We start from the raw sequence: 25240 nt of genomic DNA on the forward strand, positions 1-25240 counted from the left end.
ATGACGTTCCTCATCACCGGAGCCACCGGATCCGTCGGCCGCCACGTCGTCGACGAGCTGCTCAGGATGGGAGCGCCCGTGCGGGCGCTCACCCGCGACCCCGCCGGGGCCGGCCTGCCCGCGGGCGTGCAGGTCGTCTGCGGCGACCTCGCGCGCCCCGAGACGCTCGTCCCCGCGCTGCGCGGGGTGACCGGCGTGCACCTCATCGACGTCGGCGGGCCGGACTACGCGCCGCAGCCGCACGGCAAGGAGGTCGTGGAGCTGGTCCGCGAGGCCGGGGTGCGCAAGGTCACCCTGCTCAGCGGCTGGTCCACCGGCACCCTGGAGGCCGCGGTGACCGGCAGCGACCTCGACTGGACGTACGTGCAGCCGACCGAGTTCATGGTCAACGCCATGGCCTGGGCCGATTCGGTGCGGACGGCAGGCGTGGTCGAGGAGCCGTTCGGGGCCACGAAGACGGCGATGGTCCACGAGGCCGACATCGGCGCGGTGATCGCGACCGTGCTCACCGGCGACGGGCACGCCGGCCACTCCTACGGGCTCACCGGGCCGGAGCTGCTGGACATGCCCGCCAAGGTGCGCATCCTGGGCGAGGCCATCGGACGGGAGATCGCGTACGTGGAGCTCGGCGTGGCGGAGATGCGCGAACGCTACCGGGCGCGGGGCGTGCCGGAGGAGCTGATCGCCTTCCAGGTCGAGGCGTTCGACGTGCCCGACGGCGTCTACCAGGTCACCGACACCGTCCAGGCGGTCACCGGCCGCCCGCCGCGCACGTTCGCGCAGTGGGCGGCCGAGCACGCCGAGGCGTTCCTGTGAGGCCCTAGACCAGGCCGCGCCGCTCCAGCAGCGGGCCGATGCCCGGCTCGCGGCCGCGGAAGGCGCGGAAGGACGCCAGCGGGTCGACGCTGCCGCCCCGCGACAGCAGCTCCCGCCGGAAGTGGTCGCCGTTCGCCCGCTTGAGCCCGCCGTTCTCCTTGAACCACTCCACGCTCTCGGCGTCCAGCACCTCGCTCCAGATGTAGGAGTAGTAGCCGGCGCTGTAGCCGCCCGAGAAGATGTGCATGAAGTAGCTGGTCCGGTAGCGCGGCGGGACGGGCGGGAAGGCGATCCCGGCGGCCTCCAGCGCCGCCTGCTCGAACGCCTCGGCGTCTGGGACCTCCTGGCCCGGCGCCAGCCTGTGCCAGGCCCAGTCGAGCAGCGTGGCCGCGAGATACTCGACCGTCCTGAAGCCCTGGTTGAACCTCTCCGCCGCCTTCAGCTTCTCCACCAGCTCGGCCGGCATCGGCTCGCCGGTCTCGTGGTGGCGGGCGTAGCTGGCCAGGATCTCCGGCCAGGTCACCCACATCTCGTTGACCTGCGACGGATACTCCACGAAGTCGCGCGGCACGCTCGTGCCGGACACCCGGGGGAAGCGCACCGCGCTGAACAGCCCGTGCAGCGCGTGCCCGAACTCGTGGAAGGCCGTGTTCACCTCGTCGTACGACAGCAGCGTCGGCCCCTCGGCCGGCTTGGTGATGTTGAGGTTGTTCATCACCACCGGCTTCTCGCCGAACAGGAACGACTGGTCGACCAGGTTGTTCATCCACGCCCCGCCGCGCTTGCCCGGCCTGGCGTACGGGTCGAGCAGGAACAGGCCGAGGGCGGAGCCGTCCTCGTCGAACACCTCGAAGACCCGCACGTCCTCGTGGTAGCCCGACAGGTCGGGCCGCTCGGTGAAGGTCACCCCGTAGAGCCGCGTCGCCGCCTCGAACACCCCGTCGCGGAAGACCCGGCCCAGCTCGAAGTAGGGGCGCATGGCGTCGGCGTCGAAGTCGTAGCGGGCCCGCCGCACCTTCTCCGCGTAGTAGGACCAGTCCCACGGCTCGATCGGGAACCCGGCCTGCCCGGCCAGCGCCTCGGCCTCCGCCTTGGCGTTGCGCACGGCCGGGCCGACGAGCTGGCCCAGCATCTCCTCGACCGCCGCCACGGTCTTGGCCGTCTGGTCGGCGACCACGTACGAGGCGTGGTCGGGGAAGCCGAGCAGCGCGGCGCGCTCGGCGCGCAGGGTGGCCATGCGGACGGCGAGCCCGAAGTTGACCGGCGCGCGGCCGACGCTCAGCTCGAACAGCCTCCTGCGCACGTCGCGGTCGGTGAGCTGGGCCAGGGCGGGCTGGTTGGTGATGTTGAGCAGCGGCAGCACGTAGCGGCCGTTCTTCTCCAGCGACCTGATCGCGGCCTCGTCCAGCCCGTCGAGCTCCGCGGCGTCGTCGACCACCAGCGCCGACTCGGTCGACGCCTTCAGCAGGTTCTGCGAGAACTCGGTCGACAGCCTGGACAGCTCCTCGTTGAGCCCGCGCAGCCGCTCCTGCTCGGGCTCGGTCAGGTCGGCGCCGGCCCTGATGAAGTCCTCGCGGTACTTCTCCAGCAGCCACGCCTGCTCGGGGTCGTCCGTCGTCACCCGCTTGATGCGGGCCCACAGCGCCCGGTCGAGCCGGATCGCGTCACTGTGGCGGGTCAGCTCGGGGGAGACGCGCTTCTCGATCTCCATGAGGGTGTCGGAGGTGTTGGACGCGGCCACGCTGAAGAACACCGTGGCCGTGCGGTCGAGGATCCGGCCGGAGCGCTCCAGAGCGGCGATCGTGTTGTCGAACGTGGGCGGCTCGTCGCTACCGGCGATCGCCTCCACCTCGGCCAGGTGCTCGGCCATCCCCCGCTCGAACGCGGGCAGGTAGTGCTCCTCGCGGATCTCGTCGAAGGGCGGCAGCCGGTAGGGCAGGCTGCTCGGGGCGAAGAACGGGTTCTCGGCCAACTCTGGGGCTCCTCCACGTGGGGTTCGTCCCCCTCAGCTTGGCACGCCTCCAAGGGAGTGGCGGATTCGTTTTGGCCTTACCCCCTCGGCTGGGCTATTCTTTCGGACATCGCCGAGCGCGCTCCGAAGGAGCTCGTGAGCGGTGGGGTATGGTGTAATTGGCAGCACGACTGATTCTGGTTCAGTTAGTCTAGGTTCGAGTCCTGGTACCCCAGCACGTGACGGATGTCTGATAAGGCATCCGTTTTCTTGTTTTATGGAAGAGTTTCGGATCCGGCACCGGGCTTTCGGCGCCTTCGTCGCTCCCTTCGTGCTCCCGCTCCTGCTGTTCCTCCCCGTCACCACCGCTCTGGGCGGCATCCTCACCGGCGACGGGGGCCTGGGCCTGCTCATCGGGATCATCGCCACCGCCGCGCTCACCGGCGTGCTGGTGTCCAGATACCGCCGCATGGTCCGCGGCACCGTCGTCCGCTTCTCCGCCGAAGGCGTCGAGATGGCCGACACGTACGGCTTCCTGCTCCGGCTGCCGTGGGCCGGCATCGAGCGCGTCGACGTGGTCGAGAGCCGCATGGCCAGCCCGCGCCGCGTCGGCCGGCCCGGGGGCGTCCAGGTGCGCGCCGGGGCCATGCGGAGCGTCGGCCTGGTCGGCTGGGGCGAGCGCGAGGTGCCGCTACGCGTCCCCGGCTGGATGCGCGCCCATCTGGCCCGGGTGCCGGTCGACCCGGACACCGGCCTGCAGTGGCTCGGCATCCCCCTGGGAGTCGTGGACCCGGCCTGGGAGAACGGGCGGATGGGGGAGTGGGTGCGCCACCACAGGCCCGATCTGCTGGCCTCATAGTGGTTTGGAGTGCTCCTCGGGGTGCGGTAGAGTTACGTCCGTTGCCGGGGAGGTCCCCGGCACACCGCTTGCGGACAGGGTCCCGTCGTCTAGTGGCCCAGGACGCCGCCCTCTCAAGGCGGTAGCGCCGGTTCGAATCCGGTCGGGACTACCACTGTCGCAAGCTCACGAAGGTCCCGTCGTCTAGTGGCCCAGGACGCCGCCCTCTCAAGGCGGTAGCGCCGGTTCGAATCCGGTCGGGACTACCACCTTTCATGAAGACCCGGTCTGCCGACCGGGTCTTTTCGCATTTCGGGGCATATGCCAGAAAACGCCGCCTGCCCTGTTGCTTGGGCAGACGGCGTTTCCCGGAAACGTCACTGACTGGCGGAGCGGGCCTTGAACAGCGCCCTTCGCGCCGCCTTGGCCACCTGCTTGTCGGGGTGGACCTGGGAGATCCGGTCCAGCAGCTCCTCGACGTGCGCGTGCGGGATCTTCCAGATCACCTCGAGCAGGTTGTTGATCATCTCCGGGTCGATGTCACGCAGGCTGCCCACGAACTCCGCCCGGCCCAGCCCGGCCGAGATCGTCCACATGTCGAGGATCAGCCAGTAGGTGTCGTCCTCCGTCGGCTGCGGCGCGCCCTCCACCCCCAGCTGGCTCAGGTGGGTGGCCGCGTACGGGCGCAGCGACGGCTCCTTCAGCGCCGCCTGCCAGGCCGGGACCGCGTCGGCGCCGAGCGTGCCGACCACGCTGGCCGCCTGCACCCGGATCAGCGCGTCGGCCTCGTCCTCGGCCGCCGCCTGCAGCAGCTCCTCCGCCGCCTTGGCCGGCTCGCGCAGCCGCATCCACGCGGCCAGCTCGGCGTCGGCCTCCTCCTCGGGCAGCTCGGCGCTGAGCACCAGCAGCTCGTGGGCGCTCATCGACTCGATCGCCGGGCGGGCGTCGATCTCGATGTCGGAATCGTCCACCAGGTGGACGACGCCTTCGGTGCCGAGCGCGGTGAGCCTGAGCGTGTCGCCGTCGAGCTCGACCATGCCGTAGCCGGTCAGCCAGTCGAGCACGGGCGCCAGCGGGTCGCCGGTCGCCGCCCAGGCGTCGCCGCCCAGCTCGTCGTTGTCGGCGACGGCCTCCGCCAGCTCCTCGCGGAGCTCGGGCAGCAGCCGCGAGCCGCCCCCGAGCAGCAGCCTGACGAGCAGGTTGCGGGTCAGGCCCGCCAGGGCCATGGCGAGGTCGTCGTCGGACGGCTCCGGATCGCCGTAGTCGACCGAGTGGAGGCCGAGCATCCACGCGTCGAGCACGTCCTCGTCGTCGTCGAACGGCCACTCCGAGGTGTCGTCCTGCACCGCGACCGTGTTGCCCTCGCCCGGCTCCAGGAACTCCAGGTCGACGGCGAGGTTCCAGACGTTCCACAGCTGCGGGACGGACTCCGCCAGCGGACCGGACGTCTCCGGCCTGGGCAGGCCGACGGTCGCCAGCGCCTCCTCGATCTCGGCGTCGCTGAGCAGCGTGTCGTCGCCCATGCGGCGGCCCGAGCCCACCCACAGGGCGAGGTCGCGGGCCTTGGCGATCAGCGGCACCCCCCGGGCGGCCGCGGCCAGCTCGGAGTCGGGGCGCAGCCGGATCGTCGGGAGAGCGGCGAGCTCGTCGGCGAACGGCTCCAGGTCGCCGAGGTCGCCGAGGTCGTCATCGTCGTCCTCGCCCTCGTCCTCGTCGACGTCGTCGATGAGGTCCTCCATGAGCTCGACGAAGCGGTCCTCGACGTCGTCGAGCTCGGCCCGCAGATCGTCGAGGCCGTCGGAGCCCGCGGTCAGCCTGCCGGTCTGCGCGAGGAACGTCAGGTAGGCGTCGACGGCCGGCAGCATGCCGTCGGCCGCGGCGTCAGGATCATCCACGACCTCCGGCATGCGGTCCAGCAGCAGGTCGCGCAGGTCGGCGCGCTTCCACGTGCCGAGGTCCGGCGAGAAGGCGAGGCGGTGCCAGAGTGCGGCGGGCCCCACCAGCTCGGGGTCGCTGTCAGGCGCGTTGGTGCGCGCCCACAAGATGAACTCTTCGAGCAGGGGTCGCAGCTCAGTGGCGGCTACCTCGATGCGATCGGTCACGCACTCAGGCTAGTGCTCCCGCGAGACACTCGGCTCCCGAAATACGAAGGGGAAATGTGCTATAGGAACCGCTGGCGGCGGGCCGGTGGGCCGGTTTCCCGTTCGTCACGGCTTCGACCGATCACGAGGTGCGCCGCATCGCCTCGGTGATCCGCTCCGCCGCGGCCACCACCGGCACGGCGTGCAGCCGCCCGGGTGCCCTGGTCAGCCGCTCGATGGGGCCGGACACCGAGACGGACGCGATCACCTTGCCGCCGTTGCCCCTGATGGGCGCGGAGACGCTGGCCACCCCCTGCTCGCGCTCGCCCACGCTGTGCGCCCAGCCCCGCCGCCGCACCGACGCCAGCGTCGCGGCGGTGAACTTGGCGCCGCGCAGCCCCCGGTGCAGCCGGTCGGGCTCCTCCCAGGCCAGCAGGATCTGCGCCGCCGAGCCCGCCGTCATGGGCAGCGCCGAGCCGACGGGCACGGTGTCACGCAGGCCGCTGGAGCGCTCGGCCGCGGCCACGCACACCCGCTCGTCGCCCTGGCGGCGGTAGAGTTGCGCGCTCTCGCCCGTGGTGTCGCGCAGCTGGGTCAGCACGGGCGACGCCACCGCCAGCAGCCGGTCCTCGCCGGCGGCGGTGGACAACTCCGAAAGGCGAGGGCCGAGCACGAACCGGCCCTGCGTGTCACGGCTCACGATGCGGTGGTGTTCGAGAGCGACGGCGAGCCGATGGGCCGTGGGGCGGGCCAGGCCGGTCGCCTGAACGAGCTGCGCCAGGGATGCCGGTCCGGCTTCGAGGGCGTTGAGCACCAGAACGGCCTTGTCCAGTACTCCGACTCCGCTAGAGTTGTCCATGCATCGATACTGCAGTCTCGCCATATGAGAAGGCAAGTCGGGGGCAGCCCCGCGAGGGAGCGGCGGTGCGACGAGGCATCGCAGGCAAACAGGAGGAGATCATGGGCCGCACACTGGCGGAGAAGGTCTGGGAGCAGCATGTGGTGCGCCGTGCCGACGGCGAGCCCGACCTGCTCTACATCGACCTTCACCTCATCCACGAGGTAACGAGCCCGCAGGCGTTCGACGGGCTCCGGCTCGCCGGCCGCAAGGTGCGAAGGCCCGAGCTCACGATCGCCACCGAGGACCACAACGTGCCGACCGTGCTCGGCCCGATCGCCGACCCGGTCTCCAAGACCCAGGTCGAGACCCTGCGCAAGAACGCCGCCGAGTTCGGCATCCGGCTGCACCCGATGGGCGACGCCGGGCAGGGCGTGGTCCACATCATCGGCCCGCAGTTCGGTCTCACCCAGCCGGGCATGACCATCGTCTGCGGCGACTCCCACACCTCCACGCACGGCGCCTTCGGCGGCATCGCGTTCGGCATCGGCACCAGCGAGGTCGAGCACGTCCTGGCCACCCAGACGCTGCCCGCCTACCGGCCGAAGACCATGGCCATCGAGGTCTCGGGCGAGCTGCCCGTCGGCGTCACGGCCAAGGACCTGATCCTGGCCATCATCGCCAAGATCGGCACCGGCGGCGGCCAGGGCCACATCATCGAGTACCGCGGCGAGGCCGTGCGCAAGCTCTCCATGGAGGGCCGCATGACCGTCTGCAACATGTCCATCGAGGCCGGCGCCCGCGCGGGCATGATCGCCCCGGACGAGACCACGTTCGCCTACCTCAAGGGCCGCCCGCACGCCCCCTCCGGTGAGGCGTGGGACCAGGCGGTGGCGTACTGGAAGACGCTCAAGACGGACGACGACGCCGTGTTCGACCAGGTCGTCGAGATCGACGCCACGACGCTCACCCCGTTCGTCACCTGGGGCACGAACCCCGGCCAGGGCCTGCCGCTCGGCGCGAGCGTGCCCGACCCGGAGAGCTTCGCCGACCCGGTGGCGCGGTCCGCGGCCGAGCGGGCGCTGGAGTACATGGCGCTGACCCCCGGCACGCGACTGCGTGACATCGAGGTCGACACCGTCTTCGTCGGCTCGTGCACCAACGGCCGCATCGAGGACCTGCGCTCGGCCGCCGAGATCCTGCGCGGCCGCAAGGTCACCACCCGCATGCTGGTCGTGCCGGGCTCGATGATGGTCAAGAAGCAGGCCGAGCAGGAGGGCCTGCACGAGGTGTTCAAGGAGGCCGGCGCCGAGTGGCGCGAGGCCGGGTGCTCCATGTGCCTGGGCATGAACCCCGACACGCTCCAGCCCGGCGAGCGCAGCGCCTCCACCTCCAACCGCAACTTCGAGGGCCGCCAGGGCAAGGGTGGCCGCACCCACCTGGTGTCGCCGCAGGTCGCCGCCGCGACCGCGATCACCGGCCGCCTGACCGCGCCCGCCGACCTCTAGGAGACCCCGTACCGATGGACGCTTTCACCACGCACACCGGCAAGGCCGCGCCGCTGCGCCGCAGCAACGTCGACACCGACCAGATCATCCCGGCCGTCTGGCTCAAGCAGGTCAGCCGCACCGGGTTCGAGAAGGGCCTGTTCGCCGCCTGGCGCGAGGACCCGTCGTTCGTGCTCAACGACCCCGTCCACGCGGGCGCCTCGATCCTGGTCTCCGGTCCCGACTTCGGCACCGGCTCCTCGCGCGAGCACGCCGTCTGGGCGCTGCAGCAGTACGGCTTCCGCGTCGTCATCGCCGCCCGGTTCGGCGACATCTTCCGCAACAACTCCACCAAGATGGGCCTGCTGCCGGTCGTGCTGCCGGGCGAGCGGGTCGAGGACCTGCAGCGGGCGATCGAGGCGGACCCCGAGCTGCAGGTGACCGTCGACCTGGCCGAACGCCAGGTCCGCTGGGCCGGCGAGACCGTCGCGTTCGAGATCGACGACTACACCCGCTGGCGGCTGATGGAGGGCCTCGACGACATCGGGCTGACCCTGCGTCACGCCGACGACATCACCTCGTACGAGAATGGTCGGCAGCCATGGTTGCCGACCACCGTCTAGAAGACGACGAACTGGCGCGGCGGCTGCGCGAAGCGCACCGCCGCGTCCGCATGCTGCCCGCCGCAGACCGGGAGCGGCTGGGCCGCCGCTACCTCGCCATCTGCGATCTCGCCAAACGTGATCCTGGGCGGGCCGCCGCCCGCCTCGAAAGCCTGATGGCGCTGCTCGACACGCCACGCGATGCCGAAAACACGCATGGTGATTGAGTTCACCCGCGATCCCGCCTACTTTCGAGCGCGTACGGGGTTTCTACGCCGGACTCGTGAGCTGGAACCCCGAGCCGCAACTTGGGGGGAAAGAACTTTCATGAACAAGCGGGAGCTCGTCGACGCCATCGCGGACCGCGTGGGCGACAAGAGGACGGCCACCGAGGCCGTCAACGCGATCATCGACGCCGTCCAGAAGGCCGTGGCGAATGGTGACAAGGTCTCGATCACCGGCTTCGGCGCCTTCGAAATGGTGCACAAGCCCGCCCGCACGGCGAGGAACCCGTCGACCGGTGCCGAGATCAAGGTCGCGGAGAGCTGGGGGCCCAAGTTCCGGCCCGGCTCCGACTTCAAGGAGCTGGTGAACGAGGGCGGCAAGAAGGCCGCGAAGAAGAAGTAAGCGCTGACGGCGAAGGCCCGGGTTCCGCGATCGCGGCCCCGGGCTCTTTCATGGCAGCGGGAACGTCGACAGCGTGATGTAGGTGATCTCGCCGTCCGTCACCGCGATGTTGACCCGCTGCCCGGTGCGGAGCAGCCGGAGCGGGCCCGCGTCGAAGGCGCGCGTGGGGAAGGCCAGCACGGTCCCGTCGTCGAGGAAGACCGTGCCGGACCGGGTGCCGGTGTCGAAGCTGCGCACTGTGCCCTGCACGTGAACCAATCTAGAGGGTCAGCCCGAGCCCGGCCACAGCTCGGCCACCACCGCGGCGGTGTGCCGCCCCAATCCCAGCGCCAGCGCCGCGCGCAGGTCGTCGGGCGTGTCCACGTCCCGCCTCAGCGAGTCGATGCCCTCCAGGCACAGCTCCTTCGCCCCGCCCGCCAGGTGCCTGGCCCGCGACTCCCCGCCGAACCGGGGCAGGAACGGCCGGCCGGGCCGTACCCCGTAGAAGGTGGTGCCGACGTCCAGCGCGTCGGGCACGAACGCCTGGTCGAACTCGGCGGCGGCGGCCAGCGCCGTGGCCAGCTCGGCCGGCCGCAGCGCCGGCAGGTCGGCCTGCAGCGCCCCCACCGCGTCACCGGGCGCCAGCCGCGCGGCGTGCGCGGCGCCGGTGCGCAGCGCGGTGTTCAGCCCCCGGTCGGGGTCCTCCACCACGTCGGCGCCCAGGGCCGCCAGCGGCCCCGCGGCGGCGGGGTCGGCCGTCACCACGATCACCCGCGCCACCGGCGGGCAGGCGAGCGCCGCCGTCACGGTGTCGCAGGCGACGGCGACGGCCAGCCGCGTCCGGTGCGGACCCGTGGCGGCGGCCAGCCGGGTCTTCGCCGCTACCAGCGTCTTCACCGGGATCACCAGTGACCAGCGCAAGCTCATAGGCTAAGCATCGCGCCTCGACATCCCGCGCGGCCAACCGGGACACTTGGGCGCATCCGTCGGTGCTGGAGGAGCCCATGAGCCGCTTTACGCGTCCATCGCGTTTCTGGGAGACGCTGGCCGTCGTGATCGTGAAACCGCTCTCGACGCTCCTGGTCAAGCGCGACTGGCGCCGGGGCGACCGCATCCCCCGCACCGGAGGCGTCATCATCGCGGCCAACCACCTGTCGTGGACCGATCCCGTGCTGCTGGCCCACTTCCTCTACAACAACGGCCGCTGGCCGATCGTCCTGGCCAAGTCCACCCTGTTCAAGGTGCCGTTCCTGGGTCACGCGGTGCGGTCGCTGCGCGCCATCCCGGTCAACCGCGGCAGCAGCGAGGCGGCCAGGTCGCTGGAGGCGTCGTCGGAGCGGCTCAGGGCCGGCGGGGCGATCCTGTTCTACCCCGAGGGCACCTGCACCCGCGATCCCGGGCTGTGGCCCATGGTGGGCAAGACCGGCGTCGCCAGGCTGGCCCTGGAGAGCGGCGCGAAGGTGATCCCGGTGGCCCACTGGGGAGCCCAGGAGCTGCTCCCGTACGGGGAGAAGAAGCCCAGGCTGTTCCCGCGCAAGACGTTCCGCGTCATGGTCGGCGAGCCGGTCGACCTGTCCGGATACGCGGGCCTGCCGCCGCACGCTCAGGTGCTGCGCGAGGCCACCGCCGACATCATGGCGGCGATCACCGCGCAGCTGGCAGAGCTCCGGGGCGAGAAGGCGCCGGAGACTCCCTACGACCCCGAAGGGCGGTGACGTGATGGCGAAGGTCGCGGTGTTCGGCACCGGGTCATGGGGCACCACGTTCGCGATGATCCTGGCCGAGGCGGGAAACCGGACCACCCTGTGGGGGCGCAGGCGCGAGGTGGTCGAGTCCATCGACCGCACCCACATGAACACCGACTACCTGCCGGGCATCGCGCTGCCCGCCTCGCTGCGCGCCACCACCGACGTGGCCGAGGCGCTCGACGGGGCCGAGTTCGTGGTGCTCGCCGTGCCCTCCCAGACGCTGCGGGCCAACCTGGACGCCTGGCGCCCGCACATCCCGCGCGACGCGGTCCTGGTCAGCCTGATGAAGGGCGTCGAGCTCGGCACCTCCAAGCGGATGAGCGAGGTGATCCGCGAGGTCGCCGGCGTCCCCGACGAGCAGGTGGCCGTCGTGTCCGGGCCCAACCTGGCCAAGGAGATCGCGCTGCGCCAGCCCGCCGCCGCCGTCGTCGCCTGCTCCGACGAGGGCGTCGCCGCCCGGCTGCAGAAGGCCTGCCACCTGCCGCCCTGGTTCCGCCCCTACACCAACACCGACGTGGTGGGCGTCGAGCTGGGCGGCGCCGTGAAGAACGTCATCGCGCTGGCCGTCGGCGTGGCCGCCGGCATGGGCATGGGCGCCAACGTCAGCGCCATGCTCATGACCAGGGGGCTGGCCGAGATCTCCCGCCTCGGGGGCGCGCTCGGCGCCGACCCGCACACCTTCGCCGGCCTGGCCGGCATGGGCGACCTGGTGGCCACCTGCATGTCGCCGCTGTCGCGCAACCGCACCTTCGGCGAGAACCTCGGCCGGGGCATGACCCTCGACGAGGTCATCGCCGCCACCCGCCAGACCGCCGAGGGCGTCAAGTCCTGCGAGTCCGTGCTGGGGCTGGCCAGGAAGCACGAAGTGGAGATGCCGATCACCGAGGTCGTGGTGGGCGTGGTGCACGACGGCATGTCCCCGACCGAGGCCGGGATGCTCCTGATGTCGCGTTCGCCCAAGCCCGAGCGTTACGGAGTCTGACCCGTTACCGCGTGCTCGGCTCGCTGTGACGGGAACGCGCCCGGTAGATTCGGACGACATGAGCAAGCCACGCGTCGCCGTCGTCTTCGGAGGTCGCAATTCTGAGCACGCCGTGTCCCTGATGGGGGCGGGGAGCGTGCTGGAGGCGATCGACACGAGCAAGTACGAGGTGGTCCCCATCGGGATCGCCCAAGACGGCAGATGGGTGCTGGCCGCCGGTGACCAGCGGTTCCAGATCGAGGGCGGCGAGCTGCCCTCCGTCGACACCTCCGGCGCGTCGCTCGCGCTGCCCACCGGCGGCACCGGCCTGGTCGCCTACGACCCGGGCAGCATCCCGGTCGAGCTGGGGTCGGTCGACGTGGTCTTCCCGGTGATGCACGGGCCGTTCGCCGAGGACGGCACGATCCAGGGCCTGCTGGAGATGGCCGGGGTCCGCTACGTCGGCTCCGGCGTGCTGGCCAGCGCCGTCGGCATGGACAAGGGCTACATGAAGGCCGTGCTGGCCGCCGCCGGCCTGCCGATCGGCCGCTACCTCGCCGTACGCGACCGCGACTGGCGGCTCGGCCGAGACCGGATCATGAAGGAGGCCGAGCAGCAGCTCGGCTGGCCGATGTTCGTCAAGCCCGCCAGGGCCGGGTCCTCGCAGGGCATCTCCAAGGCCCACGACAGGGCCGGGCTGGAGCGTGCCGTCGAGTTCGCCCGCCAGCACGACCCCAAGGTGCTCATCGAGGCGGCGGTCGGCGGCAGGGAGATCGAGTGCGCGGTGCTGCAGTCGCTCGGCGACGACCCGCCCGCCGCCTCCAGGCCCGGCGAGGTCAAGGTCGAGGGCGGGCAGGAGTTCTTCGACTTCGAGGCCAAGTACTACCCCGACCAGATGTCGCTGACCGTGCCCGCCGACATCCCCGCCGAGGTGGCAGAGGAGGTGCGCGCGCTGGCGGTGCGCGCGTTCGAGGCGCTGGAGTGCGAGGGGCTGGCCCGGGTCGACTTCTTCTACACGCCCGAGGGCGAGCTCGTGCTCAACGAGATCAACACCATGCCGGGCTTCACCTCGCTGTCGGTGGCGCCCCAGCTGTGGGCGGCGTCCGGGCTGTCCTACCCGGAGCTGGTCGACAGGCTCATCCAGCTCGCCCTGAACCGGTCACCCGGCCTGCGGTGAGACCTGCCCGATCGGGCCCGACAGCAGGGCCAGCACCTCGCCGGCCACGTGCGAGCCGCCGACCGCGACCTCCACGTAGAGCGGCGCGGCCACGGCCGTGAACAGGGTGGGCGTCTCCGGATCGGCGAACCAGCCCACCCCGTCGATCTCCTGGAGCTGGTCGGTCGGCGCCATCCTGGCCGGGCGCGGCACACCGCAGCGCAGCGCGATGGCGCCCTCGCCCCACACCGCGACGTACGGGGACTCGGGCATGGTCGCGGTGCGGCCGTCGCCGTCGAGGGTCTCGGGCAGCAGCCCGGCGAGGCGCTCGCAGGCGGCCACCGCCTCACCCTCCGGCACTGGCGGCTCCACCTGGACGGCGCCGCACCCGGCGAGCGCGAGAAGGACGAACAGGATGGAAGCCGCACGCATCGATGGGAACCTCAGATGTGGACGATCGGACACGTAAGAGTACGTGTGATGCCCTCCACCGCCTGAATCTGGGCCACCACCAGCTTGCCCAGTTCGTCGACGTTGCGGGCCTCGGCGCGGACGATCACGTCGTACGGTCCGGTCACGTCTTCCGCCTGAGTCACCCCGGGGATGCCGGAGATCTCGTGAGCCACTGCGGCGGCCTTGCCGACCTCGGTCTGAATAAGGATGTAGGCCTGCACCATTACGTCCTCCCAGGCGATTGGATCACGCCGAAGGGCCACCGTACCCTGTGTGCGTCAGGAGGTGCGTCATCACAGTCGGAGATCTCGGCGAGTTCGGTGTCATAGCACGTGTTTCGGGGCGGCTGCCCCAGGGCGAGACGGTGCTTCTCGGCCCGGGCGACGACGCCGCCATGGTGAGCGCGCCCGACGGGCGCGTGGTGGTCTCCACGGACGTCCTCATCGAGGGTAGACACTTCCGCCGCCACTGGTCCAGCGGCTACGACGTCGGACGCAAGGCCGCCGCCCAGAACCTCGCCGACGTGGCGGCCATGGGCGCGGTGCCCACGGCCATCGTGGTCGGGCTGGGCATCCCGGCGTGCCTTCCCGTCACGTGGCTGGACGCGCTGACGGACGGGTTCCGCGACGAGTGCGCGCTGGTGGGGGCGAGCGTGGCGGGCGGTGACATCACCCGGTGCGACCTGGTGGTGATCGGGGTGACGGTGCTGGGCGACCTTCAGGGCCGCCCGCCCGTGGAGCGTTCCGGCGCACGGCCGGGGCACGTCGTCGCGGTCGCCGGCCGCCTCGGCTGGTCGGCCGCCGGTCTCGCCCTCCTCGAATCCGGCCGCGTCCCCCCACCCGCGACCTCCGCCACGTACGAGGAACCCCAGAAGACAGAGGTCACCCCGGACGAGCCCGCATCCCCGTCCGACCCTTCCGCCCCTGGGAGAGCCGCCTCCGGGGGAGGCGCTCCGCCCGGGCCCTCCGCGCCCGGCGCGTACGGCGGGATCGCGGAGCCGGAGGGTGCACCGCACGGGGCCTCTGTCGCGCCCGGTCCGCCCACCCCGGGGTCCGGTGGGGGAGCCGCCGGGGAAGCGCTTGAGGATCTGCTGGGGGAAGTTGTGGGGGCGCATCTGCGGCCGCGGCCTCCGTACTCGTGCGGGGTGGAGGCGGCGCGGCTCGGGGCGAGCGCGATGATCGACGTGAGTGACGGGTTGCTGCAGGACCTGGGGCACGTCGCGGAGGCCGGTGGAGTGCGGATCGACCTGGACCCCGGGGCGTTCGCCGTGGCGGAGGCCATCGCGGCGGCGGCCGGGGAACTGGGCGCCGATCCGCTCGACTGGGTGCTCACGGGCGGGGAGGACCACGCGCTGGCCGCGACCTTCCCTCCGGAGGTGTCGTTGCCGGCGTCGTGGCGGGTCGTGGGCCGGGTGTCCGAGGGGGAGGGCGTGCACGTGCGGGGACGCGCGCCGGGCCGCGGCGGCTGGGATCACTTTCGGTGATCGACTGTCCCGATTTGAGTAATAATTTCCGGATTTGGGCTGTGACTATGGAGATTGATGGGACAAAGACGTAGCCGAGGTGTTATGAAGATTGGCGGCCAACCGTAACCGGCAGAAAGGGCTGTTATGGGCCGCCACGGGACAGGTGGATCCGAAGACGCGCACGATCGGGGGGACAGCGCCTTCTGGGGCCCTGACAACCAGCAGTCCGACAGCTTCTGGAGCAGAGGCGAGCAGCCGGAGCCTCCGGGCTGGCCTGCCCTGCCCGATCAGCCGGAAGTGACCGGTCAGTGGGCGCCGATGCCGAAGCAGGACACCCCGCCGCCGGCCGGGGGCTACCAGTCCGCGCCCTTCGAGACCACCGGCGCCTTCGCGGTGCCCCCGCGCCCCGGCGGTGACCAGGGGCACCCGCAGGACGAGCAGCCGTACGAGACCACCGGCGCGTTCGCCCCGCCGCCGTCCTGGGACGACGTCCCGGAGAGCACCCAGACCTTCGGCCGCCTGCCGGACCAGGACCACGCGTCCGGACACGCCCCCGCCGACCCCCACAGCGCCTACCGCGCCCCCCAGAGCGACCCGTTCGCCCCCGCCGACCCCCCGGGCGGGTTCCGCTCCGCGCAGGACGACCCGTTCGCGAATCCGCGCGGTGATTTCCGGTCTCCCCAGGACGACCCGTTCGGCCCCGGCGATCCGCAGGGCGGGTTCCGTTCCGCGGAGGGCGACCCGTTCAGGAATCCGCGCGGTGACTTCCGGTCCCCGCAGGACGACCCGTTCGGCCCCGGCGATCCCCAGGGCGGGTTCCGCTCCGCGCAGGGTGACCCGTTCGGCGCCGATCCGCAGGGCGGGCTCCGTGCGCAGGACGACCCGTTCGGGAATCCGCGCGGCGACTTCCAGGACGACCGGTTCGGCCGGGAGTCCGCCGGGGAGCAGGGCGATCCGTTCGGGCAGGAGGCGACGGGCCGGTTCGAGCCGCCCAGCCTCCCGCCCGAGCCCGGTGACGTCAAGGTGGCCGGCGAGCCCACCATGGTCGCCCGTACCCCGGCCTGGGCGGAAGCGGAGACCGGCTTCCTCGACTCCGGCTGGTCGGGCCAGGAGCCCGCCCAGGAGTCCCGCCGCGGGCGCGGCCGGCGCAAGCAGCAGAAGGACCCCGACCGGCTCGACGCCCCGTCCGGCGGCGGCAGGGGGAAGCTGGCCCTGCTGTCCGTGGCCGCCGTGGTGGTCGTGCTGGGCGGCACGGTCGCGGGCGTCAAGATGATGAGCTCTCCCGGGGCCGAGGCGAGCTGCCCCGGCGGCAAGTGCGCCGCCGTGCAGGGCTCCAGCCAGCCGGGCCCGCAGGCGTCCGAGCCGGCGGTGGAGGAGGAGTCCGAGCCGCTGGAGGAGGACGAGGCGACGCCGGAGGAGGACCCCACGGAGGAGGAGTCCCGGCCCGAGCCGACGCGGGCGAACACCCAGGCGCCCGCCCCGCGCCGCACCGCCACGCCCACGCCGAAGCCGACCAGGACCAAGTCCAAGGCGCCCGCCGAGGACCTGATCGACGAGCCGGCGGTGGAGATCTCCGAGGAAGAGGTCACCCAGGAGCCGACCGACACGCCGCTCGACGTCGACAACGGCTCCATCCCGACCCAGGGCGTCCCCCAGCCGGAGGACACGCCGCCGTCCAGCGACACGGGGAGCTCGCGCCGGCCGCTGTCGGGCGGGGCGAGCTCGGTCAACGTCCAGTTCAACGTGGACCGGCAGCGGCTGACCGGCTACACGGCGACGATGAGCGTGACGAACGACTCCCGGAAGACGCTGAGCGTCTTCACCCTGTCCATGCCGGTCAAGGGCAAGGTCCTGGACGTGGAGGGCGCTGACTGGACGCAGGACGGCAACTTGCTGATCCTGGACATGACCACGCCGATCGCCACCGGCGCCACCGCCGACCTGACGATCTCGGCCACCGGCAAGGCGGGCGCGCCGAAGAGCTGCGGCCTCGTCGGCGGGGAGTGCGCCGTCGCCTGATCGGAGCGCGGCCGCTGCGTCGCTGGTCAAGTGGTTGGATGGGGGACATGACGGATTCAGCTTCCCCCATGAGTCCCGCACGCGTCCTCACCGTCGCCGGATCCGACTCCGGCGGCGGCGCGGGCATCCAGGCCGACCTGAAGACCATGCTGGCCCTCGGCGTGCACGGCATGAGCGTGATCGCGGCCGTGACCGCGCAGAACTCGATCGGCGTCCAGGGTTACTGGGAGCTGCCGCCCGAGGCGGTGCGGGCACAGCTCGACTCGGTGCTGGGCGACATCGGCGCCCAGGCGGTCAAGACGGGCATGCTCGCCTCGCCGGCCCTGGTGGAGACCGTGGCCGAGGCGCTCGGCGCGTACGCGGCCCCGGTCGTGGTGGACCCCGTGGGGGTGTCGAAGCACGGCGACGCGCTGCTGGCGCCTGAGGCCGTGCAGACGGTACGGGCGCGGCTGATGCCGGTGGCGACCGTCGTAACCCCGAACCTGTGGGAGGTGGAGCAGCTCACCTCCGTCAAGGTCGAGGACGAGGACGACCTGCGCCGCGCCGCCGACGCCGTGCTCGCACTCGGGCCCAGGTGGGCGCTGATCAAGGGCGGCCACCTGCCGGGCGCCCCGGTGGACCTGCTGACGGACGGCGTCACCGAGCACCGGTTCACCGCCGAGCGTCACGACAACCGTCACACGCACGGCACCGGCTGCACGCTGGCCTCGGCGATCGCCTCGTACCTGGCTCTGGGCGAGGACGTGCCGGGCGCGGTCGGCAAGGCCAAGGAGTACGTCACGGGCGCGATCGCCCACGGCTTCCCGCTCGGCGCCGGCATCGGCCCCGTGGACCACGCCTGGCGCTGGCGCTGACCCGCCGGGCCCGTACGCGCGAAAGCCCGCCACTCGTGGAGAGGCGGGCGCGGTGAAAGCGAGAAGCCCGCTACCCCTCGCGGAGTGCGGGCTTCTTCGTCAGGTGTGGCTCAGCGGGTGACCTTGCCGGCTTTGATGCAGGAGGTGCACACGTTGAGCTTCTTCGGCGTCCCGCCGACGACGGCGCGGACCGTCTGGATGTTGGGGTTCCAGCGGCGGCGGGTGCGGCGGTGGGAGTGGGACACGTTGTTGCCGAAAGTCGGTCCCTTGCGGCAGACATCGCAGACGGAAGCCACGGTATCGCTCCTTAAAACAGTCGATGTAGCCCTGTCCGCTGATGCTGTGAGGGCGGAGGGCATGCCGGGACAACCGGCTAGCCAGGCAAGAATATCGGATCGCCACCAGTGCGTGCGAACCGATCACTGGGACCGGGCGTGACGCGACGATATTCTCCTCTGTGTCGAAACTGTAGCACCGGGAGGTCGGGGCGTGCCCATGGACGTTCTCGATCCGCCCTCGGTGCGGCGGTGGGCGCGGCTGGCGGCCGACGCGCTGGGCAGGGCCAGGGCCGACATCGACGCGCTGAACGTGTTCCCGGTGGCCGACGGCGACACCGGCACCAACCTGCACCTCACGATGCTCTCGGCCGCCGAGGCGGTGGAGTCGCTGCCCGACGACGTGGACGCCGGCGTGGTGTGGCAGACGCTCTCGTACGGGGCGCTCGTGGGCGCGCGCGGCAACTCCGGGGTGATCGTCAGCCAGGCGCTGCGCGGGCTGGCCGAGGTCCTGAAGGACGGCGCCGACCTGCGCGCGGCGCTGTCCAGGGCCGCCGACCTGGCGCGCGGGTGCGTGGCCAGGCCCGTCGAGGGCACCGTGCTGAGCGTCCTGACCGCGGCGGCCGCGGCCGTGCAGGAGGTGGAGAGCGGGCCGGCGGAGGTGGCGCGGCGGGCCGCCGAGGAGGCCCGCGCCGCGCTGCGCCGTACGCCCGACCAGCTCGACGTGCTGGCCCGCAGCGGCGTGGTCGACGCGGGCGGCGCGGGGCTGGCCATCGTGCTGGAGTCGCTGGCCGCGGCGATCACCGGCAGCCACCGCGAGCGCTACGACGTGCCCGCGCCGACGGCGAGGGTCACGCCGATGACCGAGGTGGGCGCCGGCTACGAGGTGATGTACCTCCTCGACGCCGACGACGGCGCGGTCGGCAAGCTGCGCGAGGAGCTCGACGCGATGGGCGACTCGCTGGTCGTGGTCGGCGGCGACGGCCTGTGGAACGTGCACGTCCACGTCGGGGAGGCCGGGCCCGCCATCGAGGCGGCGCTGCGGGTGGGCAGGCCGCACCGCATCAGGGTCACCTACCTCGCCGAGCGCGTCGCCAGGGGCGTGGGCGACGGCAGGGGAGTGGTGGCCGTGGCGGCGGGCGAGGGCATCGCGAAGCTGTTCGAGGAGTGCGGCGCGGTCGTGGTGCGCCGCGAGCCGGGCGGCCGGCCCGCGCTGCCCGCGATGCTCGCCGCGATCCGGCAGGCGGGCCGCGAGGTCGTGGTGCTGCCCAACGACGAGGACGCCGGCGCGGTGGCCGTGGCGGCGGCGGAGATCGCCCGCGAGGACGGCGTGGTGGTGACCGTGCTGCCCACCAGGGCGACCGTGCAGGGGCTGGCGGCGCTGGCCGTGCACGACCCGCTGCGGCGCTACGACGACGACGTGGTGGCCATGACGGGCGCGGCCGGCCACACCCGCTACGGCCATCTCGCTGTCGCCGACCGCGAGGGGGTCACCAGCGCGGGCCTGTGCCACCCCGGCGACGTCCTGGGGCTGATCGACGGCGACGTGGCGGTGATCGGGCGGACGCTGGAGGAGGTCGCCGCGCTGGTGGTCGACCGGATGCTGGCGGGCGGCGGCGAGCTGGTGACGCTGGTGACCGGGGCCGGCGCGCCGGCCGGGCTCGCCGACGGCGTGGCCGCTCACCTGCGGCGCGCCAGGCCCGACGCGGACCTCGTCGTCTACGGCGGTGAGCAGGGCGGTTACCCGCTTCTCATCGGTGTCGAGTGATTCCTGTCGGCCGTACGCGGTAGAACTAGGTGCCGTGAGCCGTTTCGACGAGCCTCTGACGAAGGCGCTCGACCCGAAGACCGCCAAGCTGCTGGGCGGCGTGCTCGGCCTGGAGACCGTGGGCGACCTGCTGCGCCACTATCCTCGCCGCTACGCCGAGCGCGGCGAGCTGACCTCGCTCGACGCGCTGTCGGTCGACGAGCACGTCACCGTGGTCGGTGAGGTGACCCGGCTGATGCGCAAGCCGATGCGCAACCGCGGCGGCACGTGGCTGGAGGTCGAGGTCGTCGACGGCACCGGCAACAAGATCTACCTGTCGTTCTTCGGCAAGGGCTCCCACGCCGCGGAGTCGCGGCTCAAGGCGGGGCGGCGCGGCATGTTCGCCGGCAAGGTCGGCCTGTTCGGCGCCCGCGCGAAACCGCGCTGGCAGCTCGCCCACCCGGAGTTCGAGCTGTTCGAGGAGGGTGAGGCGAGCGCCGAGGAGTTCGCCGCCGCACCCGTGCCGATCTATCCGGCGGGCAAGGACATCACGCCCTGGGCGATCAGGCGGGCCGTCGGCGTGGTCCTCGACACGCTGGGCCCGCTGGACGATCCGCTGCCCGGCGAGCTGCGCGCCCGCCACCGCCTCACCGGCCTGGCCGACGCGCTGGAGGCGATCCACCGGCCGAAGGACCTCGCCGACGTGCAGCGGGCGCGCAATCGGCTGAAGTTCGACGAGGCGTTCGTGCTGCAGTCCGTGCTGCTGCAGCGCCGGCAGGCGGCCGTCGCCTGGCCGGCCAGGCCGCGGCCGCGCCGCGACGACGGCATGCTGGCCGCCTTCGACGGGCGGCTGCCGTTCGCGCTCACGGAGGGCCAGGCCCAGGTCGGCGAGGAGATCGCCGACGACCTGGCCGCCGCGCACCCGATGCACCGGCTGCTGCAGGGCGAGGTCGGCGCGGGCAAGACCGTGGTGGCGCTGCGGGCCATGCTGCAGGTGGTCGACGCGGGCGGCCAGGCGGTGCTGCTCGCCCCCACCGAGGTGCTCGCCCAGCAGCACCACCGCTCGATCACCTCGATGCTGGGCGACCTGGCGCAGGGCGGCGTGTTCGGCGGCACCGCCGTCACCCTGCTGACCGGCTCCATGGGCGCCCAGGCCCGCCGTGCGGCCCTGCTCGACGCGGCCTCCGGCACGGCAGGCGTGATCGTCGGCACCCACGCCCTGCTGCAGGAGCACGTCCAGTTCGCCGACCTGGGCCTCGTGGTGGTCGACGAGCAACACCGCTTCGGCGTCGAGCAGCGCGACGCGCTGCGCGAGAAGGCGGGCGAGGCGCGCCCGCACGTGCTGGTGATGACCGCCACCCCGATCCCTCGCACGGTCGCCATGACGGTCTTCGGCGACCTGGAGGTGTCCACGCTCTCGCAGCTCCCCTCGGGCCGCGCGCCGATCACCACCCACGTGGTGCCCGCCGCGCAGAAGCCCCACTACCTGGAGCGCACATGGGAGCGGGTCCGCGAGGAGGTCGCGCTCGGCAGGCAGGCCTACATCGTCTGCCCGCGCATCGGCGACCTCGAAGGCGACGAGGGCGACCTGGCGGCCCAGGAGACCCCGGCGGCCGACGACGAGCGCCGCCCGCCGCTCGCGGTGCTCGACGTGGCCGAGCTGCTCGGCCAGGGGCCGTTCCACGACCTGCGGCTGGGCGTCCTGCACGGCAAGCTCCCGCCGGAGGAGAAGGACGCGGTCATGCGCGCCTTCACCCGCGGCGAGCTCGACATCCTGGTCGCGACCACGGTCATCGAGGTCGGCGTGGACGTGCCCAACTCCTCCGTCATGATCATCATGGACGCCGACCGGTTCGGCGTCTCCCAGCTCCACCAGCTCCGCGGCCGCGTCGGCCGGGGCGGCCTGCCGGGCCTCTGCCTGCTGGTCACCGACTTCGCCGACGGCACCCCCGCCCGCGCCCGCCTCGACGCGGTCGCCTCGACACTCGACGGGTTCGAGCTCTCCCGGGTCGACCTGGAGCAGCGCCGTGAAGGCGACGTCCTGGGCGCCGCCCAGTCGGGCAAGCGCTCGTCCCTGAAGCTGCTCCAGCTCCTGAGGGACGAGGACGTCATCGCCGCGGCCCGCGAGGAGTCCGCCGCCCTCCTCGCCGAGGACCCGGAGCTGGCCTCCCACCCCGCGCTGAGGGCCGAGATCGACAGGCTCCTGGAAGACGAGAAGGCCGAATACCTGGAGAAAACCTGACCGGGCGGCGTCGAGGCGCCGCGCGCCGGAGAAGGACGAAGTAAGAAAAGGACCCAGCCGCGGGGACGGCCTCCCCCCGAATGCCGTCCCCGGCTGGGCCCATCCCTCGGGTCAGGTGCCGAGGGTACCGACGTGCGGAAGGGCTCACGATCACGCCGGTCGGCCTCCTCTGGGTCACCTCGAAGGCCGCAGAACTCATCTTGCTCACTGAGCGCACCGGTGTGAATCACCCTTGCGCAGTCGAGGCCGACACTTGTCCACTCTTGACCTGCGTGAACATGGGGAACAATGGCCCACATGACTCGTATCATCGCGGGCGCCGCAGGTGGACGGCGGCTGGAGGTGCCGCCGGGCCGCGGCACGAGGCCGACCAGTGACAGGGCGCGCGAAGGCATCTTCTTGACGCTCGACTCGCTGTACGGGCTCGCGGGCTCCCGGGTGCTGGACCTGTACGCGGGTTCGGGGGCGGTCGGGCTGGAGGCGCTGTCGCGGGGCGCGGCGCATGCGCTGATGGTGGAGTCCGACCCGAAGGCGGTGCGCACGATCCGGGCCAACATGGTGGCGCTCCGGCTCGACGGCGCCGGGGTCGTGGCCGACCGGGTGGAGCGGGTGCTGGCCAAGCCGTGCGCGGAGCCGTACGACATCGTGTTCGCCGATCCTCCGTACGCGGTGGGCGGCGAGGAGGCGACCCGGGTGCTGGAGTCGCTGCGGGACAACGGGTGGTTGCTGCCTAGCGCTTTGGTGGCTTTTGAGCGGGAAAGCAGAGGAAAAGCCCTGGTGTGGCCGGATGGTTTCATTGAGGAGAGGGTCCGTCGTTACGGCGAAGCGTCCGTTTGGTACGGTCGCGCCGCCGGGGAATGATGACCGTCCGTAGACCAGAGGAGGCGTCTTGCGCCGCGTAGTCTGCCCGGGGTCGTTCGACCCCATCACCAACGGCCACCTCGACATCATCGCCAGAGCCGCCCGGTTGTACGACGAGGTCGTCGTCGCCGTGCTCATCAATATCGAGAAGAGCAGCCTGTTCACCGTCGACGAGCGGATCGAGATCCTGCAGACGGTGACCAAGGAGTACTCCAACGTCAAGGTGCTCAAGTTCCACGGCCTGCTGGTCGACTTCTGCAAGCAGAACGACATCCCGGCCATCGTCAAGGGCATCCGGGTGGTCAGCGACTTCGACTACGAGCTCCAGATGGCGCAGCTCAACTACCGGTTGTCGGGCGTGGAGACGCTGTTCATGCCGACCAATCCCGAATACTCGTTCCTGTCGTCGAGCCGGGTGAAGGAGATCGCCCGGTACGGTGGAGACGTGTCGGGCCTGGTCCCCGACCTGGTCCACAAGCTGCTCGTCGAGCGGCTCAAGGGCTGACGGCGACCTGGTATCCTTTCTTTTCGGCCCTGTACGACAGCGATTTCGCCATGCCTAGCGAGAGCAGGATGACTCAGCACCTCGACCCCCGCTCCCCTTGGGTGATCTCCACCCATGACCTGGGAAAGCGGCCGGGCACGATGCGCGAGCTCTCCCTGGTCCTCCCTACGCCGGCGGATCTCGGCGTCGACATGATCGGCGTCCCCAAGGACGCCGAGGTCGAGCTGGCTCTCCGGCTCGAAGCAGTGATGGAAGGCGTGCTCGTCTCGGGCACGGCGCACGCCCCGTTGTCCGGGGAGTGCGCGCGGTGCCTGGACCCGGTGTCCTCCGACATCGAGGTCGAGCTGCAGGAGCTGTTCTTCTACTCCGACGAGGACGCCTCCGAGGACGACTCGCTGCTCGACGGCGAGTTGTTCGACCTGGAGCCGACGTTCCGCGACGCGGTGGTGCTCTCGCTTCCGCTGAGCCCCGTCTGTCAGGACGACTGCCAGGGGCTGTGCACGGAGTGCGGGATCAAGCTGGCCGAGGCCGGTGACGATCACCGTCACGAGAAGGTCGACGCCCGCTGGGCGTCGTTGCAGGGTCTGATGACCGAGAACGATAACGATCAGGAGAAGTGACGTGGCCGTCCCGAAGCGAAAGATGTCGCGGAGCAACACCCGCGCCCGTCGCTCCCAGTGGAAGACGACTGCTGTCGCCCTGGTGAGCTGCCCGCAGTGCCGGTCTCCGAAGCAGCCGCACATCGCGTGCCCCACCTGCGGCACCTACAACCGTCGTCAGGTCGTCGAGCCGTCTGCCTGATCCACCGAGTTGACGTGATTCCGGCCGGGTGCCATTGTGCCCCGGTCGGCGTTACCGTCTCAGACGTGTGCGGTGGCGGTCTCGCCCGCGGCCGTGGTGGACGCCGGGGATCCGATCCCCCGACGCCCACCACGTTTTCGGGCATCATCCGCGGCCGTCGCGCCATGTGGAGATGTCCGAGGAGGAAAGCACGTGGGCGCAGGTCCTAAGCCGGTGGCCGTGGAGGTCGCCAAAGACGAGCTCGAGCGAGTCCTGTCGGTGGCTCTCGGCCCCGACATCCTGGAGCGGGCGCTCACGCACCGCTCCTACGCGTACGAGAACGGCGGCCTGCCGACCAACGAGCGCCTGGAATTCCTGGGCGACTCCGTGCTCGGCCTCGTGGTCACCGACACCCTCTACCACAACCACCCCGACCTGCCCGAGGGCCAGCTGGCCAAGCTGCGGGCCGCGGTGGTCAACATGCGTGCCCTGGCCGACGTGGCCAGAGGGCTCGGCGTCGGCCGGTTCCTGCGGCTGGGCCGGGGCGAGGAGGGCACCGGCGGGCGCGACAAGTCCTCCATACTGGCCGACACCCTGGAGGCGCTCATCGGCGCCGTCTACGTCGACAAGGGGCTCGACGAGGCGTTCCGGGTCGTCCACCACCTCTTCGACCCGCTGATCGTGCGCTCGGCCTCGCTCGGCGCGGGGCTCGACTGGAAGACCTCGCTGCAGGAGCTGACCGCCTCGGAGGCGCTCGGCGTGCCCGAATACCACGTCGAGGAGAGCGGCCCCGACCACGCCAAGTCGTTCACCGCCGAGGTGCGGGTGGGCGGCGAGTCCTACGGTTCCGGCACCGGCCGCAGCAAGAAGGAGGCCGAGCAGCAGGCCGCCGAGGCCGCCTGGACCCGCATCAGGGCCGGCCGCGAGCAGCGCGAGAGCCAGCCGGCGGGCTAGG

The 25240-nt window shown here is 71.7% G+C and carries 27 protein-coding genes and 3 tRNA genes; 22 read left to right on the forward strand and 8 right to left on the reverse strand.

Going from position 1 to position 25240, the window contains the following annotated elements; genetic code table 11:
- Entirely contained in the window at positions 1-816 is an 816-nt protein-coding gene (locus ABD999_RS21310; protein WP_271277437.1) for an NAD(P)H-binding protein, read from the forward strand.
- A gap of 4 nt (positions 817-820) precedes the next feature.
- Here the strand turns inward: ABD999_RS21310 and ABD999_RS21315 are convergent, their stop codons facing one another.
- Entirely contained in the window at positions 821-2788 is a 1968-nt protein-coding gene (locus ABD999_RS21315; protein ID WP_271277438.1) for a M3 family metallopeptidase, read from the reverse strand.
- Between the two features lie 143 nt (positions 2789-2931).
- Here ABD999_RS21315 and ABD999_RS21320 point away from each other — a divergent pair.
- The 4 genes from ABD999_RS21320 (at position 2932) to ABD999_RS21335 (ending at position 3874) form a co-directional block, all read left to right on the forward strand.
- Positions 2932-3003: transfer RNA gene (locus ABD999_RS21320), tRNA-Gln, on the forward strand.
- 41 nt (positions 3004-3044) lie between these two features.
- Entirely contained in the window at positions 3045-3626 is a 582-nt protein-coding gene (locus ABD999_RS21325) for a hypothetical protein (protein WP_271277439.1), read from the forward strand.
- Positions 3627-3704: 78 nt separating this feature from the next.
- A tRNA-Glu gene (locus ABD999_RS21330) sits at positions 3705-3780 on the forward strand.
- Positions 3781-3798: 18 nt separating this feature from the next.
- Positions 3799-3874, forward strand: a tRNA-Glu gene (locus ABD999_RS21335).
- 108 nt (positions 3875-3982) lie between these two features.
- On the opposite strand, the gene ABD999_RS21340 is transcribed toward ABD999_RS21335, so the two are convergent.
- Both ABD999_RS21340 and ABD999_RS21345 read right to left on the reverse strand, forming a co-directional pair.
- On the reverse strand, positions 3983-5707 hold the full coding sequence (locus ABD999_RS21340) for a hypothetical protein (protein ID WP_271277440.1): 1725 nt from the start codon (positions 5705-5707) through the stop codon (positions 3983-3985).
- A gap of 121 nt (positions 5708-5828) precedes the next feature.
- Positions 5829-6545: an IclR family transcriptional regulator gene (locus ABD999_RS21345; protein WP_148029504.1), complete on the reverse strand. Its 717-nt coding sequence runs from the start codon at positions 6543-6545 to the stop codon at positions 5829-5831.
- Between the two features lie 101 nt (positions 6546-6646).
- On the opposite strand from ABD999_RS21345, the gene leuC reads away from it, so the two are divergent.
- The 4 genes from leuC to ABD999_RS21365 all read left to right on the forward strand — a co-directional run bounded on the left by leuC (position 6647) and on the right by ABD999_RS21365 (position 9240).
- Positions 6647-8032, forward strand: coding sequence for a 3-isopropylmalate dehydratase large subunit (gene leuC, locus ABD999_RS21350; RefSeq protein WP_148034312.1), 1386 nt, complete (start codon positions 6647-6649; stop codon positions 8030-8032).
- A 14-nt stretch (positions 8033-8046) separates the two neighbouring features.
- Positions 8047-8634, forward strand: a complete 588-nt coding sequence (leuD, locus tag ABD999_RS21355) for a 3-isopropylmalate dehydratase small subunit (protein ID WP_148029505.1) — start codon at positions 8047-8049, stop codon at positions 8632-8634.
- Entirely contained in the window at positions 8613-8840 is a 228-nt protein-coding gene (locus ABD999_RS21360) for an SCO5555 family protein (protein WP_148029506.1), read from the forward strand. Before leuD ends, ABD999_RS21360 begins: the two co-directional genes overlap by 22 nt.
- A 100-nt stretch (positions 8841-8940) precedes the next feature.
- The gene (locus ABD999_RS21365; RefSeq protein WP_148029507.1) at positions 8941-9240 is read left to right on the forward strand and encodes an HU family DNA-binding protein; all 300 of its coding nucleotides are present in this window, start codon (positions 8941-8943) and stop codon (positions 9238-9240) included.
- Positions 9241-9288: 48 nt separating this feature from the next.
- Here ABD999_RS21365 and ABD999_RS21370 read toward each other — a convergent pair whose 3' ends face one another.
- Together ABD999_RS21370 and cofC are read right to left on the reverse strand one after the other, a co-directional pair.
- Positions 9289-9489 carry a hypothetical protein gene (locus tag ABD999_RS21370; RefSeq protein WP_219543711.1) on the reverse strand — a complete coding sequence of 67 codons (201 nt, stop codon included), beginning with the start codon at positions 9487-9489 and terminating at the stop codon, positions 9289-9291.
- A gap of 18 nt (positions 9490-9507) precedes the next feature.
- Entirely contained in the window at positions 9508-10146 is a 639-nt protein-coding gene (gene cofC / locus ABD999_RS21375) for a 2-phospho-L-lactate guanylyltransferase (protein ID WP_148029509.1), read from the reverse strand.
- A 77-nt stretch (positions 10147-10223) separates the two neighbouring features.
- On the opposite strand from cofC, the gene ABD999_RS21380 reads away from it, so the two are divergent.
- Genes ABD999_RS21380 through ABD999_RS21390 form a run of 3 tightly spaced genes read left to right on the forward strand, consistent with a single transcriptional unit; the run spans position 10224 to position 13105 of the window.
- Positions 10224-10934, forward strand: coding sequence for a lysophospholipid acyltransferase family protein (locus ABD999_RS21380; protein WP_271280227.1), 711 nt, complete (start codon positions 10224-10226; stop codon positions 10932-10934).
- A gap of 4 nt (positions 10935-10938) precedes the next feature.
- A complete protein-coding gene (locus ABD999_RS21385; RefSeq protein ID WP_271280228.1) occupies positions 10939-11949 on the forward strand; it encodes an NAD(P)H-dependent glycerol-3-phosphate dehydrogenase in 1011 nt (336 codons plus the stop codon).
- A 58-nt stretch (positions 11950-12007) separates the two neighbouring features.
- The gene (locus ABD999_RS21390; RefSeq protein ID WP_271280229.1) at positions 12008-13105 is read left to right on the forward strand and encodes a D-alanine--D-alanine ligase family protein; all 1098 of its coding nucleotides are present in this window, start codon (positions 12008-12010) and stop codon (positions 13103-13105) included.
- On the opposite strand, the gene ABD999_RS21395 is transcribed toward ABD999_RS21390, so the two are convergent.
- Positions 13088-13516: a DUF3515 family protein gene (locus tag ABD999_RS21395; protein WP_148029513.1), complete on the reverse strand. Its 429-nt coding sequence runs from the start codon at positions 13514-13516 to the stop codon at positions 13088-13090. The two genes, ABD999_RS21390 and ABD999_RS21395, sit on opposite strands and share 18 nt — an antisense overlap.
- A gap of 11 nt (positions 13517-13527) precedes the next feature.
- Positions 13528-13761 carry an Lrp/AsnC family transcriptional regulator gene (locus tag ABD999_RS21400; RefSeq protein WP_138708324.1) on the reverse strand — a complete coding sequence of 78 codons (234 nt, stop codon included), beginning with the start codon at positions 13759-13761 and terminating at the stop codon, positions 13528-13530.
- A 140-nt stretch (positions 13762-13901) separates the two neighbouring features.
- On the opposite strand from ABD999_RS21400, the gene ABD999_RS21405 reads away from it, so the two are divergent.
- From ABD999_RS21405 to thiD, 3 genes are all read left to right on the forward strand, one after another.
- Entirely contained in the window at positions 13902-15020 is a 1119-nt protein-coding gene (locus ABD999_RS21405; protein WP_271280230.1) for a thiamine-monophosphate kinase, read from the forward strand.
- Between the two features lie 300 nt (positions 15021-15320).
- Entirely contained in the window at positions 15321-17021 is a 1701-nt protein-coding gene (locus ABD999_RS21410) for a hypothetical protein (protein WP_271280231.1), read from the forward strand.
- 68 nt (positions 17022-17089) lie between these two features.
- Positions 17090-17875, forward strand: coding sequence for a bifunctional hydroxymethylpyrimidine kinase/phosphomethylpyrimidine kinase (thiD, locus tag ABD999_RS21415; RefSeq protein ID WP_148029516.1), 786 nt, complete (start codon positions 17090-17092; stop codon positions 17873-17875).
- A 110-nt stretch (positions 17876-17985) separates the two neighbouring features.
- Here the strand turns inward: thiD and rpmB are convergent, their stop codons facing one another.
- Positions 17986-18171 carry a 50S ribosomal protein L28 gene (rpmB, locus tag ABD999_RS21420; RefSeq protein WP_043618345.1) on the reverse strand — a complete coding sequence of 62 codons (186 nt, stop codon included), beginning with the start codon at positions 18169-18171 and terminating at the stop codon, positions 17986-17988.
- Between the two features lie 199 nt (positions 18172-18370).
- Between rpmB and ABD999_RS21425 the strand changes: the two genes are divergently transcribed.
- The 7 genes from ABD999_RS21425 to rnc all read left to right on the forward strand — a co-directional run bounded on the left by ABD999_RS21425 (position 18371) and on the right by rnc (position 25239).
- Positions 18371-19918: a DAK2 domain-containing protein gene (locus ABD999_RS21425; RefSeq protein WP_345482851.1), complete on the forward strand. Its 1548-nt coding sequence runs from the start codon at positions 18371-18373 to the stop codon at positions 19916-19918.
- A gap of 34 nt (positions 19919-19952) precedes the next feature.
- Positions 19953-22139: an ATP-dependent DNA helicase RecG gene (recG, locus tag ABD999_RS21430; RefSeq protein ID WP_271275432.1), complete on the forward strand. Its 2187-nt coding sequence runs from the start codon at positions 19953-19955 to the stop codon at positions 22137-22139.
- Between the two features lie 297 nt (positions 22140-22436).
- Positions 22437-23000: a 16S rRNA (guanine(966)-N(2))-methyltransferase RsmD gene (gene rsmD / locus ABD999_RS21435; RefSeq protein WP_271275431.1), complete on the forward strand. Its 564-nt coding sequence runs from the start codon at positions 22437-22439 to the stop codon at positions 22998-23000.
- A gap of 28 nt (positions 23001-23028) precedes the next feature.
- Positions 23029-23505: a pantetheine-phosphate adenylyltransferase gene (gene coaD / locus ABD999_RS21440; protein WP_148029520.1), complete on the forward strand. Its 477-nt coding sequence runs from the start codon at positions 23029-23031 to the stop codon at positions 23503-23505.
- A gap of 68 nt (positions 23506-23573) precedes the next feature.
- Entirely contained in the window at positions 23574-24125 is a 552-nt protein-coding gene (locus tag ABD999_RS21445) for a YceD family protein (protein ID WP_271275430.1), read from the forward strand.
- A gap of 1 nt (position 24126) precedes the next feature.
- The gene (gene rpmF / locus ABD999_RS21450; RefSeq protein WP_082535183.1) at positions 24127-24306 is read left to right on the forward strand and encodes a 50S ribosomal protein L32; all 180 of its coding nucleotides are present in this window, start codon (positions 24127-24129) and stop codon (positions 24304-24306) included.
- A 213-nt stretch (positions 24307-24519) separates the two neighbouring features.
- Entirely contained in the window at positions 24520-25239 is a 720-nt protein-coding gene (gene rnc / locus ABD999_RS21455; RefSeq protein ID WP_148034313.1) for a ribonuclease III, read from the forward strand.
- The last annotated feature ends 1 nt before the right edge of the window (position 25240 follow it).

The organism is Nonomuraea ferruginea, assembly GCF_039540635.1.
Lineage (GTDB): Bacteria > Actinomycetota > Actinomycetes > Streptosporangiales > Streptosporangiaceae > Nonomuraea > Nonomuraea ferruginea.

Excerpts from the sequence above, each read along its gene's own strand:
- ABD999_RS21310 (WP_271277437.1), top strand. The coding sequence starts at position 1 with ATGACGTTCCTCATCACCGGAGCCACCGGATCCGTCGGCCGCCACGTC.
- ABD999_RS21325 (WP_271277439.1), top strand. The coding sequence starts at position 3,045 with ATGGAAGAGTTTCGGATCCGGCACCGGGCTTTCGGCGCCTTCGTCGCT.
- ABD999_RS21345 (WP_148029504.1), bottom strand. The coding sequence starts at position 6,545 with ATGGACAACTCTAGCGGAGTCGGAGTACTGGACAAGGCCGTTCTGGTG.
- leuC (WP_148034312.1), top strand. The coding sequence starts at position 6,647 with ATGGGCCGCACACTGGCGGAGAAGGTCTGGGAGCAGCATGTGGTGCGC.
- leuD (WP_148029505.1), top strand. The coding sequence starts at position 8,047 with ATGGACGCTTTCACCACGCACACCGGCAAGGCCGCGCCGCTGCGCCGC.
- ABD999_RS21360 (WP_148029506.1), top strand. The coding sequence starts at position 8,613 with ATGGTTGCCGACCACCGTCTAGAAGACGACGAACTGGCGCGGCGGCTG.
- ABD999_RS21365 (WP_148029507.1), top strand. The coding sequence starts at position 8,941 with ATGAACAAGCGGGAGCTCGTCGACGCCATCGCGGACCGCGTGGGCGAC.
- cofC (WP_148029509.1), bottom strand. The coding sequence starts at position 10,146 with ATGAGCTTGCGCTGGTCACTGGTGATCCCGGTGAAGACGCTGGTAGCG.
- ABD999_RS21380 (WP_271280227.1), top strand. The coding sequence starts at position 10,224 with ATGAGCCGCTTTACGCGTCCATCGCGTTTCTGGGAGACGCTGGCCGTC.
- ABD999_RS21385 (WP_271280228.1), top strand. The coding sequence starts at position 10,939 with ATGGCGAAGGTCGCGGTGTTCGGCACCGGGTCATGGGGCACCACGTTC.
- ABD999_RS21390 (WP_271280229.1), top strand. The coding sequence starts at position 12,008 with ATGAGCAAGCCACGCGTCGCCGTCGTCTTCGGAGGTCGCAATTCTGAG.
- ABD999_RS21395 (WP_148029513.1), bottom strand. The coding sequence starts at position 13,516 with ATGCGTGCGGCTTCCATCCTGTTCGTCCTTCTCGCGCTCGCCGGGTGC.
- ABD999_RS21400 (WP_138708324.1), bottom strand. The coding sequence starts at position 13,761 with ATGGTGCAGGCCTACATCCTTATTCAGACCGAGGTCGGCAAGGCCGCC.
- ABD999_RS21410 (WP_271280231.1), top strand. The coding sequence starts at position 15,321 with ATGCCGAAGCAGGACACCCCGCCGCCGGCCGGGGGCTACCAGTCCGCG.
- thiD (WP_148029516.1), top strand. The coding sequence starts at position 17,090 with ATGAGTCCCGCACGCGTCCTCACCGTCGCCGGATCCGACTCCGGCGGC.
- ABD999_RS21425 (WP_345482851.1), top strand. The coding sequence starts at position 18,371 with ATGGACGTTCTCGATCCGCCCTCGGTGCGGCGGTGGGCGCGGCTGGCG.
- rsmD (WP_271275431.1), top strand. The coding sequence starts at position 22,437 with ATGACTCGTATCATCGCGGGCGCCGCAGGTGGACGGCGGCTGGAGGTG.
- ABD999_RS21445 (WP_271275430.1), top strand. The coding sequence starts at position 23,574 with ATGACTCAGCACCTCGACCCCCGCTCCCCTTGGGTGATCTCCACCCAT.